The organism is Kitasatospora sp. NPDC004531 (assembly GCF_053602195.1).
In genome coordinates, this window is sequence record NZ_JBSGDD010000120.1 from 1 (window position 1) to 17,318 (window position 17,318).

14 protein-coding genes and 1 tRNA gene are annotated in these 17,318 nt (G+C 70.8%); 10 read left to right on the forward strand and 5 right to left on the reverse strand.

All coding sequences use genetic code 11. The annotated features are described in order from the left end of the window. Nucleotides 1-50: 50 nt before the first annotated feature. The 5 genes from ACWEMJ_RS30795 to rpmH are packed head-to-tail and all read right to left on the reverse strand — an operon-like array spanning nt 51 to nt 2,675. Nucleotides 51-572 (reverse strand): Jag family protein, encoded by a 522-nt coding sequence (locus ACWEMJ_RS30795; protein WP_452140416.1) that lies wholly within the window; start codon nt 570-572, stop codon nt 51-53. Nucleotides 573-629: 57 nt separating this feature from the next. Beyond that, nucleotides 630-1,775 carry a membrane protein insertase YidC gene (gene yidC / locus ACWEMJ_RS30800; protein ID WP_452140417.1) on the reverse strand — a complete coding sequence of 382 codons (1,146 nt, stop codon included), beginning with the start codon at nt 1,773-1,775 and terminating at the stop codon, nt 630-632. A 3-nt stretch (nt 1,776-1,778) separates the two neighbouring features. Continuing rightward, nucleotides 1,779-2,093, reverse strand: a complete 315-nt coding sequence (gene yidD / locus ACWEMJ_RS30805) for a membrane protein insertion efficiency factor YidD (protein WP_452140418.1) — start codon at nt 2,091-2,093, stop codon at nt 1,779-1,781. After that, on the reverse strand, nt 2,090-2,518 hold the full coding sequence (gene rnpA, locus ACWEMJ_RS30810; protein WP_452140419.1) for a ribonuclease P protein component: 429 nt from the start codon (nt 2,516-2,518) through the stop codon (nt 2,090-2,092). The genes yidD and rnpA overlap by 4 nt, the downstream gene beginning before the upstream one ends. A gap of 19 nt (nt 2,519-2,537) precedes the next feature. Next, a complete protein-coding gene (rpmH, locus tag ACWEMJ_RS30815) occupies nt 2,538-2,675 on the reverse strand; it encodes a 50S ribosomal protein L34 (RefSeq protein ID WP_043915359.1) in 138 nt (45 codons plus the stop codon). A gap of 427 nt (nt 2,676-3,102) precedes the next feature. On the opposite strand from rpmH, the gene dnaA reads away from it, so the two are divergent. The 10 genes from dnaA to ACWEMJ_RS30865 all read left to right on the forward strand — a co-directional run bounded on the left by dnaA (nt 3,103) and on the right by ACWEMJ_RS30865 (nt 17,241). Continuing rightward, entirely contained in the window at nt 3,103-4,905 is a 1,803-nt protein-coding gene (dnaA, locus tag ACWEMJ_RS30820; RefSeq protein ID WP_452140420.1) for a chromosomal replication initiator protein DnaA, read from the forward strand. Between the two features lie 986 nt (nt 4,906-5,891). After that, the gene (dnaN, locus tag ACWEMJ_RS30825) at nt 5,892-7,022 is read left to right on the forward strand and encodes a DNA polymerase III subunit beta (protein ID WP_452140421.1); all 1,131 of its coding nucleotides are present in this window, start codon (nt 5,892-5,894) and stop codon (nt 7,020-7,022) included. A 146-nt stretch (nt 7,023-7,168) separates the two neighbouring features. Continuing rightward, nucleotides 7,169-8,044: a phosphogluconate dehydrogenase (NAD(+)-dependent, decarboxylating) gene (gene gnd, locus ACWEMJ_RS30830; RefSeq protein WP_452140422.1), complete on the forward strand. Its 876-nt coding sequence runs from the start codon at nt 7,169-7,171 to the stop codon at nt 8,042-8,044. Between the two features lie 36 nt (nt 8,045-8,080). After that, nucleotides 8,081-9,217 (forward strand): DNA replication/repair protein RecF, encoded by a 1,137-nt coding sequence (recF, locus tag ACWEMJ_RS30835; protein WP_452140423.1) that lies wholly within the window; start codon nt 8,081-8,083, stop codon nt 9,215-9,217. A gap of 67 nt (nt 9,218-9,284) precedes the next feature. Then, a complete protein-coding gene (locus ACWEMJ_RS30840) occupies nt 9,285-9,797 on the forward strand; it encodes a DUF721 domain-containing protein (protein ID WP_452140424.1) in 513 nt (170 codons plus the stop codon). 273 nt (nt 9,798-10,070) lie between these two features. After that, nucleotides 10,071-12,062, forward strand: coding sequence for a DNA topoisomerase (ATP-hydrolyzing) subunit B (gene gyrB / locus ACWEMJ_RS30845; protein ID WP_452140425.1), 1,992 nt, complete (start codon nt 10,071-10,073; stop codon nt 12,060-12,062). Nucleotides 12,063-12,099: 37 nt separating this feature from the next. Beyond that, nucleotides 12,100-14,694: a DNA gyrase subunit A gene (gene gyrA / locus ACWEMJ_RS30850; protein ID WP_452140426.1), complete on the forward strand. Its 2,595-nt coding sequence runs from the start codon at nt 12,100-12,102 to the stop codon at nt 14,692-14,694. A gap of 146 nt (nt 14,695-14,840) precedes the next feature. Next, nucleotides 14,841-15,557, forward strand: coding sequence for a DUF3566 domain-containing protein (locus ACWEMJ_RS30855; protein ID WP_452140427.1), 717 nt, complete (start codon nt 14,841-14,843; stop codon nt 15,555-15,557). A 220-nt stretch (nt 15,558-15,777) separates the two neighbouring features. Continuing rightward, a complete protein-coding gene (locus ACWEMJ_RS30860) occupies nt 15,778-17,151 on the forward strand; it encodes a class I SAM-dependent methyltransferase (RefSeq protein WP_452140428.1) in 1,374 nt (457 codons plus the stop codon). A gap of 16 nt (nt 17,152-17,167) precedes the next feature. Beyond that, a tRNA-Ile gene (locus ACWEMJ_RS30865) sits at nt 17,168-17,241 on the forward strand. Nucleotides 17,242-17,318: the final 77 nt, after the last annotated feature.

Below are 17,318 nucleotides of genomic sequence, written 5' to 3' on the forward strand. Positions count from 1 at the left end.
GGCCGAGTTCGGCGAACGCGGCGAGGGTCTCGGGGGTGAGCGCCTCGGCGTCAGGCCGGCAGTACGACCACACAACGCTGGGGCTCCTCGCCCTCCGATTCGCTGCGCAGTCCCGCGGCGGCCACCGCGTCGTGCACCACCTTGCGCTCGAACGGAGTCATCGGCCGCAGCTTGACCTGCTCGCCGCTGGTCCTGACCCGCTCGGCCGCCTCCGCGCCCAGCTCCGCGAGCTCGGCGCGCTTGCGGGCCCGGAAACCCGCGACGTCCAGCATCAGCCGGCTGCGCTCGCCGGTCTCCCGGTGCACGGCCAGCCGGGTCAGCTCCTGGAGCGCCTCCAGCACCTCGCCGTCCTGGCCGACCAGCCGCTGCAGCGTCCGGTCGTCGCCCTCGCCGACGATGGAGACCAGCGCCCGGTCCCCCTCGACGTCCATGTCGATGTCGCCGTCCAGGTCCGCGATGTCCAGCAGACCCTCCAGGTAGTCGGCGGCGATGTCACCCTCGCGTTCCAGACGGGCGAGCGCGCTCTCACCGGCCGGGGCGGTGTCGACGGCGGAGGTGGTGCCATCGGTCACAGGTGGACTCCTTCAGGGATGGGGCCCTCGGTTCGGGGCCGGGAACGAGGGTCGGGACTACTTCTTCTTCGGCCGCTGGCCCTGGCCGCCGCGCCGCGGCTGCTGGCGCTGCTGACCCTGCCGGCTCGCCGGCTTCGCCCCGCCCGCCTTCGTGCCGGACTGCCCGGCCCCGGCCGGCTCGGCCTCCGCCTCGTCCGCCGCCGGGCTCTGCTCCTCGCCGGAGTGCGCCTGGTGGGCCGACGTGGCCTGCCGCTGGGCCTTGCTCTGCTTGCGCGGCTGCTGCCGGCGCACCTGCACGCTCTCCTCGGCGGCCGCCTGGGCCTGGTCCTCGGCGCTGCTCTTGGAGCCACCGGTCAGCGCGGCCAGCACGCCGACCTTCTTGATCGAACCGTCCGGGTTGATCCGGCCCTGCTTCTTCAGACGGGCCTGACGCTCGTCCCACGCCTTGCTGCCCGGCGTCGGGTTGTTCCGGATGACGATCAGCTGCTGGCCCATCGACCAGACGTTGGTGGTGAGCCAGTAGACCAGCACACCGACCGGGAAGTTGATGCCCATGCCGGCGAAGATGATCGGGAAGACATACATCAGCATCTTCTGCTGCTGCATGAACGGCGTCTTGACCGACAGGTCCACGTTCTTGGTCATCAGCTGGCGCTGCGTGATGAACTGCGACAGCGACATCAGCACGATCATGATCGCGACGACGATCTGCACCTGCACGCTGTCCGCGCCGACGAACTTCGCCGACAGCGGGGCGCCGAAGATGTGCGCCTGCTTGGCGCTCTCCAGCAGGCTCTGGTCGATGACGCCGATCGGCTTGTCGTTGGCGACCGAGGCCAGCACACCGTAGAGAGCGGTGAAGAACGGCGCCTGCACGAGGATCGGAAGGCACGAGGAGAACGGGTTGGTACCCGCCTCCTTGTACAGCTTCATCATCTCTTCGGACTGGCGCTGCTTGTCGTTCTTGTAGCGCTCCTGGATGGCCTTCATCTTCGGCTGGATCGCCTGCATGGCCCGGGTCGCCTTGATCTGCTTCACGAAGAGCGGGATCAGGCAGATCCGGATGACGACCACCATCATCACGATGGACAGGCCCCAGGCCCAGCCGCCGTCAGGGTCGAAGACGTGGCTGAACAGCGAGTGGAACTGGACGATGATCCAGGACACCGCGTAGTAGAGGGGACTCAGAAAACCGAAGGTCACCGGTCAGACTCCTTGGGCATCGGGCTTCGCCACCGACTCCGGCTCGGCGGTCCCGCTCGTGGGGGTCAGCAGATTGCGCAGCCGGCGGTGCCACACCGGATGCTTTCGCGGCGGAACATGGTCGACCCCACCGGGAGACCAGGGATTGCAGCGCAGGATGCGCCAGACGGTCAGCCCGCCTCCCTTGATCGCCCCATGGACGCGCACCGCCTCGTACCCGTAGCGGGAGCACGAGGGGTAGTAACGGCACACCGGGCCGAGCAGCGGACTGATGGTCCACTGGTAGAGCCTGATCAGGCCCATCAGCAGGTACTTCATCGCCCTGTTCCCGTCGGGGCACTGCCGGCCGGTTCCGACCTGAGCAGGCGGCGCAGCGCCGCGTCCAGGTCGTGCCCGAGTTCTGCGTACGAGGCCGTCGCCGCAGCAGGCAGCGCCCGTACCACTATCAGGCTACCTGCGGGCAACCGGGACAGGCGCTCGCGGACCAGGTGACGCAACCGGCGCTTCACCACATTGCGAACCACGGCCGGACCCACGGCCTTGCTCACGACGAAACCCGCACGCGCCGAAGGAAGCCCCTCGGCGACGTGCGGGCGGGAGTCGCTGTTCCGGTCGGCTCCCCCGTCGGGGGCCGCCTCTCTGTGGAGGTGGACCACCAACAGGGGTCGACCGGCGCGGCGACCGCGTTTCACCGCGGTCGCGAAGTCCTGGCGCCGCCGCAGCCGATTCTCGGTGGGCAGCACTGCAGACCCTTGGCGCGGATCAGGCGGACAGGGCGCTGCGGCCCTTGGCGCGACGCGACGCCAGGATGGCGCGGCCGGCACGGGTACGCATGCGCAGCCGGAAGCCGTGGGTCTTGGCGCGACGACGGTTGTTCGGCTGGAAGGTGCGCTTGCTCACTCGGGGGCTCCTGGGGTGAATCGTAGGATGACGAGGCGTAGCTTGGCCGTCACCGTGCGTCCGCGCGATCTCCCCTTGCACTGGGAAATCCGGTCCCGGGGCCCAGATCTGCTGGGCCGGGACCACCACGGCGCCCGTGCTGCGCGCGTCATGGAAGCGGGCGGACCCGCGGACATGCGGCAGCGGCCATCGACAACTCGACCTGGTTACGGTACGCGGCGGCGGGTCCGAGGGTCAAACCAGGTGGGTGGCGGCCCGTTGCCCACAGCCTGTGGACAACGACTTGAATCAGCTCTGCGCGCTGACTACCGTTGCAGGACTTGTCTCTTTTGTTCTGTGCTCGCGGCCGCCTCCGCGCCGCGCCACCCGAACCCTCTCCCGACCTCGACTGACTGCCCCTGCCCGGGGAACGAGAAAGCGTGTACCAGTGGCTGATGTCAACAGCGATCTCGTCCTGATGTGGTCGAGGGTCGTGGAGCGACTGGTGGGCGACAGCGATGTCGTGGAGAAGGACAAGCAGTGGATCCTCCGCACCCAGCCGATGTGGATGATGCACGACACGGCGCTGCTGGCGGCGCCCAACGAGTTCGCCAAGCAGGTGCTGGAGGGCCGGCTGCTGCCGCAGCTGACGGAGGCCATCTCGCAGGAGTTCGGCCGCCAGGTGCGGATCGCCGTGATGGTGGACGCCAACGCCACCGCGCCCGCCGCCCCGGAGCCCGAGCCGGAACCCGAGCCCGAGGGCGCCGAGCAGTGGCCGCACCCGCGCACCGAGCAGGGCTACCAGCCCGGCCCCGCCGCCCACCAGCCGCAGCCCGGCGCGTGGCCCGGCCGCCCCGTCGAGGACTACCAGCGCCCCGCGTACCAGGGCGGCTACCAGTCGGCCGACTACGGAGTGCCGCCGCAGGACCCGTACCGGGAGCAGCCCGACGCGAGCGGCGGCAGCTGGGAGCCGCAGGCGCCCGAGCGGCGCCCCGAGCCGGCCCCGCGCCGCACCAGCCGCCCCGGCCCGGACTCCGCGCAGGGCGACCTGTTCGGCGGCGCGCTGGGCTCCCCGGACGAGGACCGGCCCCGGCACGGCGGCTCGCGCCGCGCCGCACACCGCCCGGCCGACCGTCCGGCTCCCGCCGAGCGCCGCCCCGCCCCCGGCGTCCCGGCCCCGCCCGGCGCTCCCCCGGCGGGAGCCCGCAAGGACGAGCCGAACGCCCGGCTGAACCCCAAGTACCTGTTCGACACCTTCGTGATCGGCGCCAGCAACCGCTTCGCGCACGCCGCGGCGGTGGCGGTCGCCGAGGCCCCGGCCAAGGCCTACAACCCGCTGTTCATCTACGGCGAGTCCGGCCTCGGCAAGACCCACCTGCTGCACGCCATCGGGCACTACTCGCGCAGCCTGTTCCCGGGCACCCGAGTGCGGTACGTGAGCTCGGAGGAATTCACCAACGAGTTCATCAACTCGATCCGGGACGGCAAGGCGGACGCGTTCCGCAAGCGCTACCGGGACATCGACATCCTGCTGGTCGACGACATCCAGTTCCTGGCCAGCAAGGAGTCGACGCAGGAGGAGTTCTTCCACACCTTCAACACCCTGCACAACGCCAACAAGCAGATCGTGCTCTCCTCCGACCGGCCGCCCAAGCAGCTGATCACCCTGGAGGACCGGCTGCGCAACCGCTTCGAGTGGGGCCTGATCACCGACGTCACCCCGCCGGAGCTGGAGACCCGGATCGCGATCCTGCGCAAGAAGGCGATCCAGGAGCAACTCAACGCTCCCGCCGACGTGTTGGAGTTCATCGCGTCCCGGATCACCCGCAACATCCGGGAGTTGGAGGGCGCGCTGATCCGGGTCACCGCGTTCGCCAACCTGAACCGGGCGCCGGTGGACCTGGAGTTGGCCGGGATCGTCCTGAAGGACCTGATCCCCGGCGGGGACGAGGACGCCGGGCCGGAGATCACCGCACAGGTGATCATGCAGCAGACGGCCGCGTACTTCGGCCTGGGCGTGGAGGACCTCTGCGGTTCCTCGCGCAGCCGGGTGCTGGTGACGGCCCGTCAGATCGCCATGTACCTCTGCCGGGAGCTGACCGACCTGTCGCTGCCGAAGATCGGCGCGCAGTTCGGCGGCCGGGACCACACCACGGTGATGCACGCCGACCGGAAGATCCGCTCGCTGATGGCCGAGCGGCGGTCCATCTACAACCAGGTCACGGAGCTCACCAACCGCATCAAGAGCTAGCGGCGGGGCGGCAGTTGACGCAGTCGAAGGGGAGTCGGGCCGGGGCGGCCGGGCTCCCCTTCGGCGTGCCCGCGCCGGGGCTCCCCGGGGATTGCGGGCGGCCGGCGGGTGTGGAACGGCCGTCGGCGGGGCAGGAATCGTCCGAGCGGCCCGGGAGGCCGGCCCGCCGCCCTCCCGAACATTTGGCCAGCAATTCGAACGGTTCGGGTGCGTACCGGAGTTGTCCACAGGAACGGGTGGGTTTTCCCCGTCCACAGGCTCCGCAGGCCCGAGTTATCCAGAGGTTCCTCCACAGGGTGAACACCGCTACGCTCTTCGGCGCAGGTCAGACCCCTGTGGACTTGTGCACAACAGTTATCCACAGCCTGTGGAGAACTGAGGATCCGTCAGGGTGGCCCCAGGGCTGTCCACAGGCCGTCCACAGGAGAAGGGGAGTTATCCCCAGCTTTTCCACAGCGGCGTCCACAGTTCGACAACATCAACTCCCTTGTCAGGCCTGGGTGTGAAAGGCGTCACGTGAGGTTGATCGAGCCCCGTGGATAACTCCACCGATTTCTGTGGATGAACCTGGGGATAACCTGTGGATACTCAGGGTGCCCTGTGGATTACGCTCCGTTGTCCACAGCAGGCCCTGCTTGTCCACAGCGGCCATCCACAGCCGCTGTGGACAAAAAACCGGCTCTGACCTGCGAAAACGAGGTTATCCACGGTATCCACAGGCCCTACTACTACTGCTACACCTAGAGACCTCGCGACTTGATCAACAGTGGGGGTGGGCCAAATCTGTGGACAACCGCGCCCCGACATCTGTTCGCCTCGCTTCCGCCCATCTGCCCCGACTGTCGGCCGAGTACGTCAGACTGTCCTTCGGCACCTGGAAGCCGAGCGGAGCGAGTCCGGTCGGCGGGGAGCCGGAAGACGATCAACAGCGCCGGTCGGCAGTACGGGCCGACGGCGCGGCGACAGCAGCCAGGAGGCGGTTACCGGTGAAGTTCCGGGTGGAGCGTGATGTCCTCGCGGAGGCGGTGGCCTGGGCCGCCCGCAGCCTCCCCGCGCGGCCGCCGGTGCCGGTGCTGGCCGGCCTGCTGCTGACGGCGCAGGACGGCACGCTGGCGCTCTCCGGGTTCGACTACGAGGTCTCGGCCCGGGTCGAGCTGGAGGCGGACGTCGAGGAGGCCGGCACCGTCCTGGTCTCCGGTCGCCTGCTCAACGACATCTCGCGCAACCTGCCGAACCGCCCGGTGGAGATCTCCACCGACGGCATGCGGGTCAGCGTGGTCTGCGGCAGCTCGCGGTTCACCCTGCCGACCCTGCCGGTCGACGAGTACCCGGCGCTGCCCCAGATGCCGACCGCCACCGGCACCGTCCCGGGCGACGTGTTCGCCTCGGCGGTCAGCCAGGCCGCGGTCGCCGCCGGCCGCGACGACACCCTGCCGGTGCTCACCGGCGTCCGGGTCGAGATCAACGGCAGCGGCATCACGCTGGCCGCCACCGACCGCTACCGGTTCGCCGTCCGCGAGCTGCTGTGGAAGCCCGAGCAGGACGACATCAACGCCGTCGCGCTCGTCCCCGCCAAGACCCTGCAGGACATCGCCAAGTCCCTGGGCAGCGGCGACCACGTGACGATCGCGCTGTCCACCGGCGGGGCCGGCGAGGGCCTGATCGGCTTCGAGGGCGCCGGCCGGCGGACCACCACCCGCCTGCTGGAGGGTGAGTTCCCGAAGTTCCGGTCGATCTTCCCGACGGAGTTCTCGGCGGTCGCCGCGGTGCAGACCCAGCCGTTCCTGGAGGCGCTCAAGCGCGTCTCGCTGGTGGCCGAGCGCAACACCCCGGTCCGGCTGAACTTCGAGCAGGGCGTGCTCACCCTGGAGGCCGGCTCGGGCGACGACGCCCAGGCCTCCGAGCGGGTCGAGGCGGACCTCGAAGGCGACGACATCTCGATCGCGTTCAACCCCGGCTACCTGGAGGAGGGGCTCAAGGCGATCGACGCCGCGTACGCGCAGCTGAGCTTCACCACCCCGACCAAGCCGGCCCTGCTGACCGGCAAGCCCGCGGTGGACGCGGAGCCGGACGAGGCCTACCAGTACCTGATCATGCCGGTCCGCCTGTCCGGCTGACACCGCCTCGGGCACCAGGGGCGCGAGGGCCACAGAGGCCCCTCGCGCCCCTGTGGCTGCCCGGGCCCGCCCGACCGGCGGCGTAGGCTCAAGGAGCGCGGCAACGGCGCCGCCGTCAGGCACGGAACCACAGTGAAGGACTTGTCATGGAGCTCGGCCTCATCGGTCTCGGCAAGATGGGCGGCAACATGCGCGAGCGCATCCGCCGCGCCGGCCACACCGTCATCGGCTACGACCGCAACCCCGACCTCGCCGACGTCGACAGCGTGGAGCAGCTGGTCGCCAAGCTCGAAGGCCCCCGCGTGGTGTGGGTGATGGTCCCGGCCGGCGGCGCCACCCAGGAGACCGTCGAGCACCTGGCCGACCTGCTCTCCCCCGGCGACGTGGTGGTGGACGGCGGCAACTCCCGTTGGACCGACGACATCCAGCACGCCGAGCTGCTGGCCGCCAAGGGCATCGGCTTCGTCGACTGCGGCGTCTCCGGCGGCGTCTGGGGCCTGGAGAACGGCTACGCGCTGATGTACGGCGGCGACGCCGCGCACGTCGCGAAGGTCCAGCCGATCTTCGACGCGCTCAAGCCCGAGGGCGACTTCGGCTCGGTGCACGCCGGCAAGGTCGGCGCCGGCCACTTCGCCAAGATGGTCCACAACGGCATCGAGTACGCGATGATGCAGGCCTTCGCCGAGGGCTGGGAGCTGCTGGAGGCCGCCCCCGAGGTCACCGACGTGCGCGAGGTCTTCCGCAGCTGGCAGGAGGGCACCGTCATCCGCTCCTGGCTGCTCGACCTGGCGGTCCGGGCGCTGGACGACGACGAGCACCTGGCCAAGCTCAAGGGCTGGGCCGCGGACTCCGGCGAGGGTCGTTGGACGGTCGAGGCGGCCATCGACCACGCGGTGCCGCTGCCGGCCATCACCGCCTCGCTGTTCGCCCGCTTCGCCTCCCGCCAGGAGGACTCGCCGCAGATGAAGATGATCGCTGCGCTGCGCAACCAGTTCGGCGGCCACGCGGTCGAGTCCAAGTAAGTACCCACGGCCAGAAGGCGAGCGCAGTCCACCGTCATGCACGTCGCGCACCTGTCGCTCGCCGACTTCCGTTCCTACGCCCGGGTCGAGGTTCCGCTCGACCCGGGCGTCACCGCGTTCGTGGGCCCCAACGGGCAGGGCAAGACCAACCTGGTCGAGGCGATCGGCTACCTCGCCACCCTCGGCAGCCACCGGGTGGCCACCGACGCCCCGCTGGTGCGCCTGGGCGCCGAGCGGGCGGTGGTCCGGGCCAGCGTGGTCGCCCAGGGCGGCCGCAGCACCCTGGTGGAGCTGGAGATCACCCCCGGCAGGGCCAACCGGGCCCGGCTGAACCGCTCCGACAACGTCCGCCCGCGCGACGTGCTGGGCGTGCTGCGCACCGTGCTGTTCGCCCCCGAGGACCTCTCACTGGTCAAGGGCGACCCGGGCGAGCGCCGACGCTTCCTGGACGAGCTGCTGACCGCCCGCGCCCCCCGGCTGGCCGGGGTGCGGTCCGACTACGAGCGGGTGCTCAAGCAGCGCAACGCCCTGCTGAAGACCGCCGCGACCGCCCGCCGGCACGGCGGCGGCAAGGCCGCCGACCTGGCCACCCTGGAGGTCTGGGACGGCCACCTGGCCCGCACCGGGGCCGAACTGACCGCCTTCCGGATCCAGCTGGTGGCCGCCCTCCAGCCGCTGGTCGCCGAGGCCTACCGCCAGCTCGCCCCCGGCGGCGGGGAGACCGTGCTGGAGTACCGCTCCTCCTTCGAGGGCGAGCTCCCGACCAGCCGCGAACAGGCCGAACAGCAGCTGCTGGACGCCCTCCGGGCGGCCCGGCCGCAGGAGGTCGCGCGCGGCCTGACCCTGGTCGGCCCGCACCGCGACGAACTGCTGCTGCGGCTCGGCCCGCTCCCCGCCAAGGGCTACGCCAGCCACGGCGAGTCCTGGTCCTACGCGCTGGCCCTGCGGCTGGCCTCCTACGAGCTGCTGCGCGCCGAGGGCGGCGAGCCGGTGCTGATCCTGGACGACGTGTTCGCCGAGCTGGACGCCCGCCGCCGCGACCGGTTGGCCGAGCTGGTGGCCGGCGGCGAGCAGGTGCTGGTCACCGCCGCCGTCGCCGAGGACGTCCCGAAGGCGCTCAGCGGCGCCCGGTACGCCGTCTCGGAGGGCGCCGTGACCAGGCTCACGCCGTGAGGCGCCGGGAGCCCGTACCCTGGACCGCTCGTCGAGTCGGTTGTCCACAGCCTGGGGATGGAGCGTGATGTCGGAGGGCTCGGAGCTTTCGGGGGTGGACCTGGCCCGGGTGGCGCTGCGCGCCGCCAAGGAGCAGGCCCGCCAGCGCGGCGAGCAGGTCCGCGAGCGCCGCGAGGCCAAGCGCACCGGCCTGCGCAGCGGCGCCCGCGCGGACGGCCGCGACCCGGTGCCGCTGGGCGCCGCGCTGAACCGGCTGATCACCGAACGCGGCTGGGAGGCGCCGGCCGCGGTGGGCGGGGTGATGGGCCGCTGGTCGCAGATCGTCGGGCCGGACATCGCTGCGCACTGTGAACCCAAGTCGTACGCGGAGGCCGAGGCGATTCTCACCGTGCAGTGCGACTCCACCGCGTGGGCCACTCAACTCCGGCTGCTGGCACGCCAGTTGGTGGCACGACTGAATCACGAGCTGGGCCACGGCACGGTCCGGGTGATCAAGGTGCTGGGGCCGGACGCCCCGGTGCGCGGTTACGGGCGGTTGCGGGCCCCCGGCAGCAAGGGCCCCGGGGACACCTGGGGCTGAGCCCGCCGGAGCGGATCGGGATCCTCCGGAATCGCTGGCGGCCCGTCCAGGCGCTCTGAGCCCCCCTGTCGAGTATCGGGACACGTCCAGAGGGGATTCAGGGCGGCACATCTGCCCTCAGAGGCTGCCAAACGCCCCTCTCTGTCACTCGTACCGGTAGACTGAAGCGCAAACACCGTTGCGTGCAGCAACCGAGTCGAAACGCCGTGGTCGCACACCTGCCCGGGCAAGCGGGAAGGGGCGCGGCCCGCGCTGTGCCAGAGAGGGCGCTTCGTGGCCGATTCCGGCAACCCCAGCCAGACCCCAGACCCGTCCGACAACAAGGCGTACGACGCCAGCGCGATCCAGGTGCTGGAGGGCCTCGACGCCGTCCGCAAGCGCCCCGGCATGTACATCGGCTCCACCGGCGAGCGCGGCCTGCACCACCTGGTGTACGAGATCGTCGACAACTCGGTCGACGAGGCGCTGGCCGGCCACGCCGACACCATCGACGTGACGATCCTGGCCGACGGCGGCGTGCGGGTGGTGGACAACGGCCGAGGCATCCCGGTCGGCATCATGCCGGGCCAGGACAAGCCCGCCGTCGAGGTCGTGCTGACGGTGCTGCACGCGGGCGGCAAGTTCGGCGGCGGCGGCTACGCGGTCTCCGGCGGTCTGCACGGCGTCGGCATCTCCGTCGTGAACGCGCTCTCCACCCGTCTCGCGGTGGACATCCTCACCGACGGCGCCCGCTGGACGCAGGAGTACAAGGCCGGCGCCCCGACCGCCCCGCTGGCCAAGCACGAGGCCACCGAGGAGACCGGCACCACGGTCACCTTCTGGGCCGACCCGGACATCTTCGAGACCACCGTCTACTCGTTCGAGACGCTCTCCCGGCGCTTCCAGGAGATGGCCTTCCTCAACAAGGGCCTGACCATCGCGCTGACCGACGAGCGCCCCGAGCACGCGGACGAGGAGGGCAAGCCGCTCTCCGTCACGTACAAGTACGACGGCGGCATCGCCGACTTCGTGGCCCACCTCAACTCCCGCAAGGGCGAGGTCATCCACCCCTCGGTGATCGACTTCGAGGCGGAGGACAAGGACAAGCGGATCTCCGCCGAGATCGCGATGCAGTGGAACTCCTCCTACACCGAGGGCGTGTACTCGTTCGCCAACACCATCCACACCCACGGCGGCGGTACCCACGAGGAGGGCTTCCGCGCCGCGCTGACCGGTCTGATGAACCGCTACGCGCGCGACAAGAAGCTGCTCCGCGACAAGGACGACAACCTCTCCGGCGAGGACATCCGCGAGGGCCTGACCGCGATCATCTCGGTCAAGCTCGGCGAGCCGCAGTTCGAGGGCCAGACCAAGGACAAGCTCGGCAACACCGAGGCCAAGACCTTCGTGCAGAAGGTCGTCAACGAGCACCTGGCCGACTGGCTGGACCGCAACCCGAACGAGGCCGCGGACATCGTCCGCAAGTCCATCCAGGCCGCCAGCGCCCGGGTCGCCGCCCGCAAGGCCCGCGACCTGACCCGCCGCAAGGGCCTGCTGGAGTCCGCCTCGCTGCCCGGCAAGCTCTCGGACTGCCAGTCCAAGGACCCGGCCGAGTGCGAGATCTTCATCGTTGAGGGCGACTCGGCCGGCGGCTCCGCCAAGCAGGGCCGCGACCCGCGCACCCAGGCCATCCTCCCGATCCGCGGCAAGATCCTGAACGTCGAGAAGGCCCGGATCGACAAGGTGCTGCAGAACACCGAGGTCCAGGCGCTGATCTCGGCCTTCGGCTGCGGCATCCAGGAGGACTACGACGCCGAGAAGCTCCGCTACCACAAGATCGTGCTGATGGCCGACGCCGACGTCGACGGACAGCACATCCGCACCCTGCTGCTGACCCTGCTGTTCCGCTTCATGCGCCCGCTGGTCGAGGCCGGGTACGTCTACCTGGCGATGCCCCCGCTGTACAAGATCAAGTGGGGCCGGGACGAGTTCGAGTACGCCTACTCCGACCGCGAGCGCGACGCGCTGATCGCGGCCGGCGTGGAGGCGGGCCGCCGGCTCCCCAAGGACGACGCCATCCAGCGCTTCAAGGGCCTCGGCGAGATGAACGCCGAGGAGCTGCGCGTCACCACCATGGACGCCGCCCACCGCCTGCTGCTCCAGGTCACCCTGGAGGACGCGGCCCGCGCCGACGACCTGTTCTCCGTCCTGATGGGCGAGGACGTCGAGGCCCGGCGCTCCTTCATCCAGCGCAACGCGAAGGACGTCCGCTTCCTGGACGTCTGACGTCCGTCAAGGATCGTTGAAAGGAAACTGACCACCAGTGGTCGACGACAACCGTCCGGACGGCGGCGAGCAGCCCGAGGACAGCACCACCCTTGCCCAGAGCGGCCATCGCGTCGAGCTCATCGAGCTCGAGACCGAGATGCAGCGCTCCTACCTCGACTACGCGATGAGCGTCATCGTGTCGCGCGCCCTGCCCGAGGTCCGCGACGGCCTCAAGCCGGTGCACCGCCGCGTGCTCTACGCGATGTACGACGGCGGCTACCGGCCCGAGAAGGGCTACTACAAGTGCGCCCGCGTGGTCGGCGACGTGATGGGCAACTACCACCCGCACGGCGACACCTCGATCTACGACACCCTGGTCCGCCTCGCCCAGCCCTGGTCGATGCGGATGCCGCTGGTCGACGGCAACGGCAACTTCGGCTCCCCGGGCAACGACCCGGCCGCGGCGATGCGCTACACCGAGTGCAAGATGATGCCGCTCGCCATGGAGATGATGCGCGACATCGACGAGGAGACCGTCGACTTCGCCGCCAACTACGACGGCCGGCAGCAGGAACCCACCGTGCTGCCCGCGCGCATCCCCAACCTGCTGATCAACGGCGCCACCGGCATCGCGGTCGGCATGGCCACCAACATCCCGCCGCACAACCTGCGCGAGGTCGCCTCCGGCGCGCTCTGGGCGCTGGAGCACCCCGAGGCCTCCAACGAGGAGCTGCTGGAAGCCCTGATCGAGCGGATCAAGGGCCCCGACTTCCCCACCGGCGCGCTGATCGTCGGCCGCCGCGGCATCGAGGACGCCTACCGCACCGGCCGCGGCTCGATCACCATGCGCGCGGTGGTCGAGGTCGAGGAGATCCAGGGCCGCCAGTGCCTGGTGATCACCGAGCTGCCCTACCAGGTCAACCCGGACAACCTCGCCCTGAAGATCGCCGACCTGGTCAAGGACGGCCGGATCGCCGGCATCGCCGACGTCCGCGACGAGTCCTCCTCGCGCACCGGCCAGCGCCTGGTCATCGTGCTCAAGCGCGACGCGGTCGCCAAGGTCGTGCTCAACAACCTGTACAAGCACACCGACCTGCAGACCAACTTCGGCGCCAACATGCTCGCCCTGGTCGACGGCGTGCCGCGCACCCTCTCGCTGGACGCCTTCATCCGGCACTGGGTCGCCCACCAGATCGAGGTCATCGTCCGCCGGACGACGTTCCGGCTGCGCAAGGCCGAGGAGCGCGCCCACATCCTGCGCGCCCTGCTCAAGGCCCTCGACCAGATCGACGCGGTGATCGCGCTGATCCGCGCCTCGGAGAGCGCCGACGCCGCCCGTACCGGCCTGATGCAGCTGCTGGAGATCGACGAACTCCAGGCCAACGCCATCCTCGAGATGCAGCTGCGCCGCCTGGCCGCCCTGGAGAGCGCCCGCATCCTCAGCGAGCACGACGAGCTCCAGGCCAAGATCAACGAGTACAACGCGATCCTCGCCTCGCCCGCCCGGCAGCGCGAGATCGTCTCCGAGGAGCTCACCGCCATCGTCGAGAAGTACGGCGACGAGCGGCGCTCCACCCTGATCCCCTCCGACGGCGACCTCTCCATCGAGGACCTCATCGCCGAGGAGGACATCGTCGTCACCATCACCCGCGGCGGCTACGTCAAGCGCACCCGCTCCGACCTCTACCGCTCGCAGAAGCGCGGCGGCAAGGGCGTGCGCGGCGCGCAGCTGAAGCAGGACGACATCGTCGACCACTTCTTCGTCACCACCACGCACAACTGGATCCTGTTCTTCACCAACAAGGGCCGGGTCTACCGCGCCAAGGGCTACGAGCTCCCCGACGCCGGCCGCGACGCCCGCGGCCAGCACGTCGCCAACCTGCTGGCCTTCCAGCCGGAGGAGCACATCACCCAGGTGATGGCGGTGCGCACCTACGAGGACAAGCCGTACCTGGTGCTCGCCACCCGCGGCGGCCTGGTCAAGAAGTCCCCGCTCAAGGACTACGACTCGCCGCGCTCCGGCGGCCTGATCGCCATCAACCTCCGCCAGGACGAGGAGGGCCGGGACGACGAGCTGATCGGCGCCGAGCTGGTCTCCGCCGACGACGACCTGCTGCTGATCTCCAAGAAGGCCCAGTCGATCCGCTTCAAGGCCACCGACGAGGCGCTGCGCCCGATGAGCCGGGCCACCTCCGGCGTCAAGGGCATGTCCTTCCGCGAGGACGACGAACTGCTCTCGATGAACGTGGTCCGCCCGGGCACGTACGTCTTCACCGCCACCGACGGCGGGTACGCCAAGCGGACCTCGGTCGACGAGTACCGTGTCCAGGGACGCGGCGGATTCGGCATCAAGGCGGCGAAGATCGTCGAGGGCCGGGGCTCGCTGGTCGGCGCCCTGGTGGTCGAGGAGACCGACGAGATCATGGCCATCACCCTCTCCGGAGGAGTGATCCGGACCAGGGTTTCCGAGGTTCGTGAAACCGGACGTGACACCATGGGCGTCCAACTGATCAACCTCGGAAAGCGCGACGCGGTGGTGGGCATGGCCCGCAACGCCGAAGCCGACGAGGAGGAGGGCGCGGACCTCGACGCCGAGGCGACCGCGACCGCCACCGAGCACGAGACGGAAGGCGCGCCCGACCAGGGCTGACGCTCGACCGTGACCGTGGTGCCCGTCCCGCTTCCGGCGGGGCGGGCACCACGGGTTGACCGCAGGCCAACGGGGCAGGCGGAGCACGAGCACAACACGGACCAGGGCGGTTCGATCGGCCTGGCGGACGGTTCGGGAGGACCACGGTGAGCGGAGCCACGGGTGCTGGAGGTGCCACGGGCGGCGGGCTGTCGGGCGGACCGGGCGGGACACCGTACGGCGCGCCGCAGCGCCCCGAGCACCCCGCCACGTCCACCTCGGTGATGCCCCCGGTCGGCCAGGGCGGTGCCGCGCAGCCCGGCTACGGCGGCCAGGCCCCGGCCGCCCCCGGCACCCCGCCCTCGGGCGGGTTCTCCCAGCCCACCACGTACGCCAAGGGCCAGCCCACGCCGCCGCGCGGCACCCCCGGCCCGGGCCCCCAGGGCGGCGCCCCCGGCGGCCAGGCCCGGCGCCCCGCGGGCCCCGCGCAGGGCTCCGGCGGCGGCACCGGCCGGATCCGCAAGGCCCGCCTGCGGATCACCAAGGCCGACCCCTGGTCCGTCATGAAGGTCAGCTTCCTGCTCTCGCTGGCCGTCGGCGTGATCATCATCGTGGCCTCCGCGGTGCTCTGGATGACCCTGGACGGCCTCGGCGTCTTCGACTCGCTGACCAGCACCCTCAAGGACGTCACCGGCAGCGACAGCTCCGGCGCGTTCAACCTGATGGACTACATCGGGTTCGGCAAGGTCATGATGTTCACCACCCTGATCGCGGTGGTCGACGTGGTCCTGATGACCGCCCTGTGCACCCTCGCCGCGTTCATCTACAACACCGCGGCCGGCTTCACCGGCGGCATCGAACTCACCCTCGCCGAAGAAGACTGATTCCGCGTCGGCTCGCGGAATTCCCGGGGCCCCCAAGGCTGTTGAAGCCTTCGGGGCCCCTTCGCCGTCTCCGGCGGCAATCGGGTGACCGGGCGGCGCGCCGGGATCGGCCGCACCGCCCCCACGTGGACAAATGAACTGACGAACGAGCACGGGGCCGGCCGGCCGCGACAGCGGACACCGGGCGGCCCGGAGGGTACGGCCGGTCGAGAGGTCCGTGATGGCGGAGAACGCACAGCAACTGGTCCGAGCGCTCGAAGGCCTGATCGGCCGTCGAATCCCGCTGCGGGTGCGCACCTGGGACGGCTCCCAGGCCGGCCCGCCGGGCGCCCCCACCGTCGTCCTGCGCAACCGCCGGGCCCTGCGCCGCCTGATCTGGTCCCCCGGCGAACTCGGGCTGGCCCGCGCCTACGTCTCCGGAGACCTCGAACTCGACCCCGGCACCGACCTCTACGAGGTGCTGGACGCCGTCGCCGGCTTCGCCGAGGACCCGGACGTCCGCGGCCTGCGGATCGGCCCCCGACAGCTCCTCGGCGCCCACGGCCGCCGACTGCTCGCCACCGCCCTGCGCCTGGGCGCCCTCGGCCCCGCCCCCGCGCCCCCGCCCGAGGAGGTCCGACGCCGCCACGGCGGCCTGCACAGCCGCCGCCGCGACCGCGCCGCGATCAGCCACCACTACGACGTCGGGAACGACTTCTACGGGCTCGTCCTCGGCCCCACCATGGTCTACTCGTGCGCCTACTGGACGCCCGGGGCGAAGAGCCTGGAGGCCGCCCAGGAGGCCAAGCTCGACCTGATCTGCCGCAAGCTCGGCCTGCGCCCCGGCATGCGCCTGCTGGACGTCGGCTGCGGCTGGGGCTCGCTGGTCCTGCACGCCGCCCGCCACTACGGCGTCCGGGCCGTCGGCGTCTCCATCTCCACCGAGCAGGTCGCGCTGGCCCGCAAGCGCGTCGCCGAGGCCGGCCTGGCCGACCGGATCGAGATCCGGCTGCAGGACTACCGGGAGATCCCCGACGGGCCCTTCGACGCCATCTCCAGCGTCGGCATGGCCGAACACGTCGGCTCGGCCCAGTACCTGGTCTACGCCCGCCACCTGTACGACCTGCTCGCCCCCGGCGGCCGGCTGCTCAACCACCAGATCGCCCGCCGCCCGCTGGAGCCCGGCGAGGAGTACCGGCTCTCCCCCTTCATCGACCGGTACGTCTTCCCCGACGGCGAGCTCTCCCCCGTCGGCACCACCGTCTCCCGCCTGGAGGAGGCCGGCTTCGAGGTCCGCGACGTCGAGGCGCTACGCGAGCACTACGGCCGCACCCTCCGCGAGTGGGTCGCCAACCTGGAGGCCCACTGGCCCGAGGCCACCTCGCTGGCCGGCCGCGGCCGGGCCCGGGTCTGGCGCCTCTACATGGCCGCCAGCGCCCTCGCCTTCGAGCAGAACCGCATCGGCATCAACCAGGTCCTGGCCGTCCGCCCCACTCCCGCCGGGGCCTCCCGGCTCCCCGCCACCCGCGCCCAGTGGCTCGCCGAGGCCGCTGAGCAGCACCGTCCGGAGGGGGCCGCGGATACGGATTTGGGAGATCGGCCCTCGGTCCGCTAATCTTTCAGTGCGGCAAGGGCCTATAGCTCAGACGGTTAGAGCGCTTCCCTGATAAGGAAGAGGCCACAGGTTCAAGTCCTGTTAGGCCCACCGGCGCGAAGGCCCCGCACAGCAGCAGATCGGGGCCGACGACCATATTCATCTCCGCAGAACACACCACATAACAC

What these genes read in the sequence shown, in the direction of transcription:
- yidD (WP_452140418.1), bottom strand. Translation starts at nt 2,093, where the DNA reads ATGAAGTACCTGCTGATGGGCCTGATCAGGCTCTACCAGTGGACCATC.
- gnd (WP_452140422.1), top strand. Translation starts at nt 7,169, where the DNA reads ATGGAGCTCGGCCTCATCGGTCTCGGCAAGATGGGCGGCAACATGCGC.
- recF (WP_452140423.1), top strand. Translation starts at nt 8,081, where the DNA reads ATGCACGTCGCGCACCTGTCGCTCGCCGACTTCCGTTCCTACGCCCGG.
- ACWEMJ_RS30840 (WP_452140424.1), top strand. Translation starts at nt 9,285, where the DNA reads ATGTCGGAGGGCTCGGAGCTTTCGGGGGTGGACCTGGCCCGGGTGGCG.
- ACWEMJ_RS30860 (WP_452140428.1), top strand. Translation starts at nt 15,778, where the DNA reads ATGGCGGAGAACGCACAGCAACTGGTCCGAGCGCTCGAAGGCCTGATC.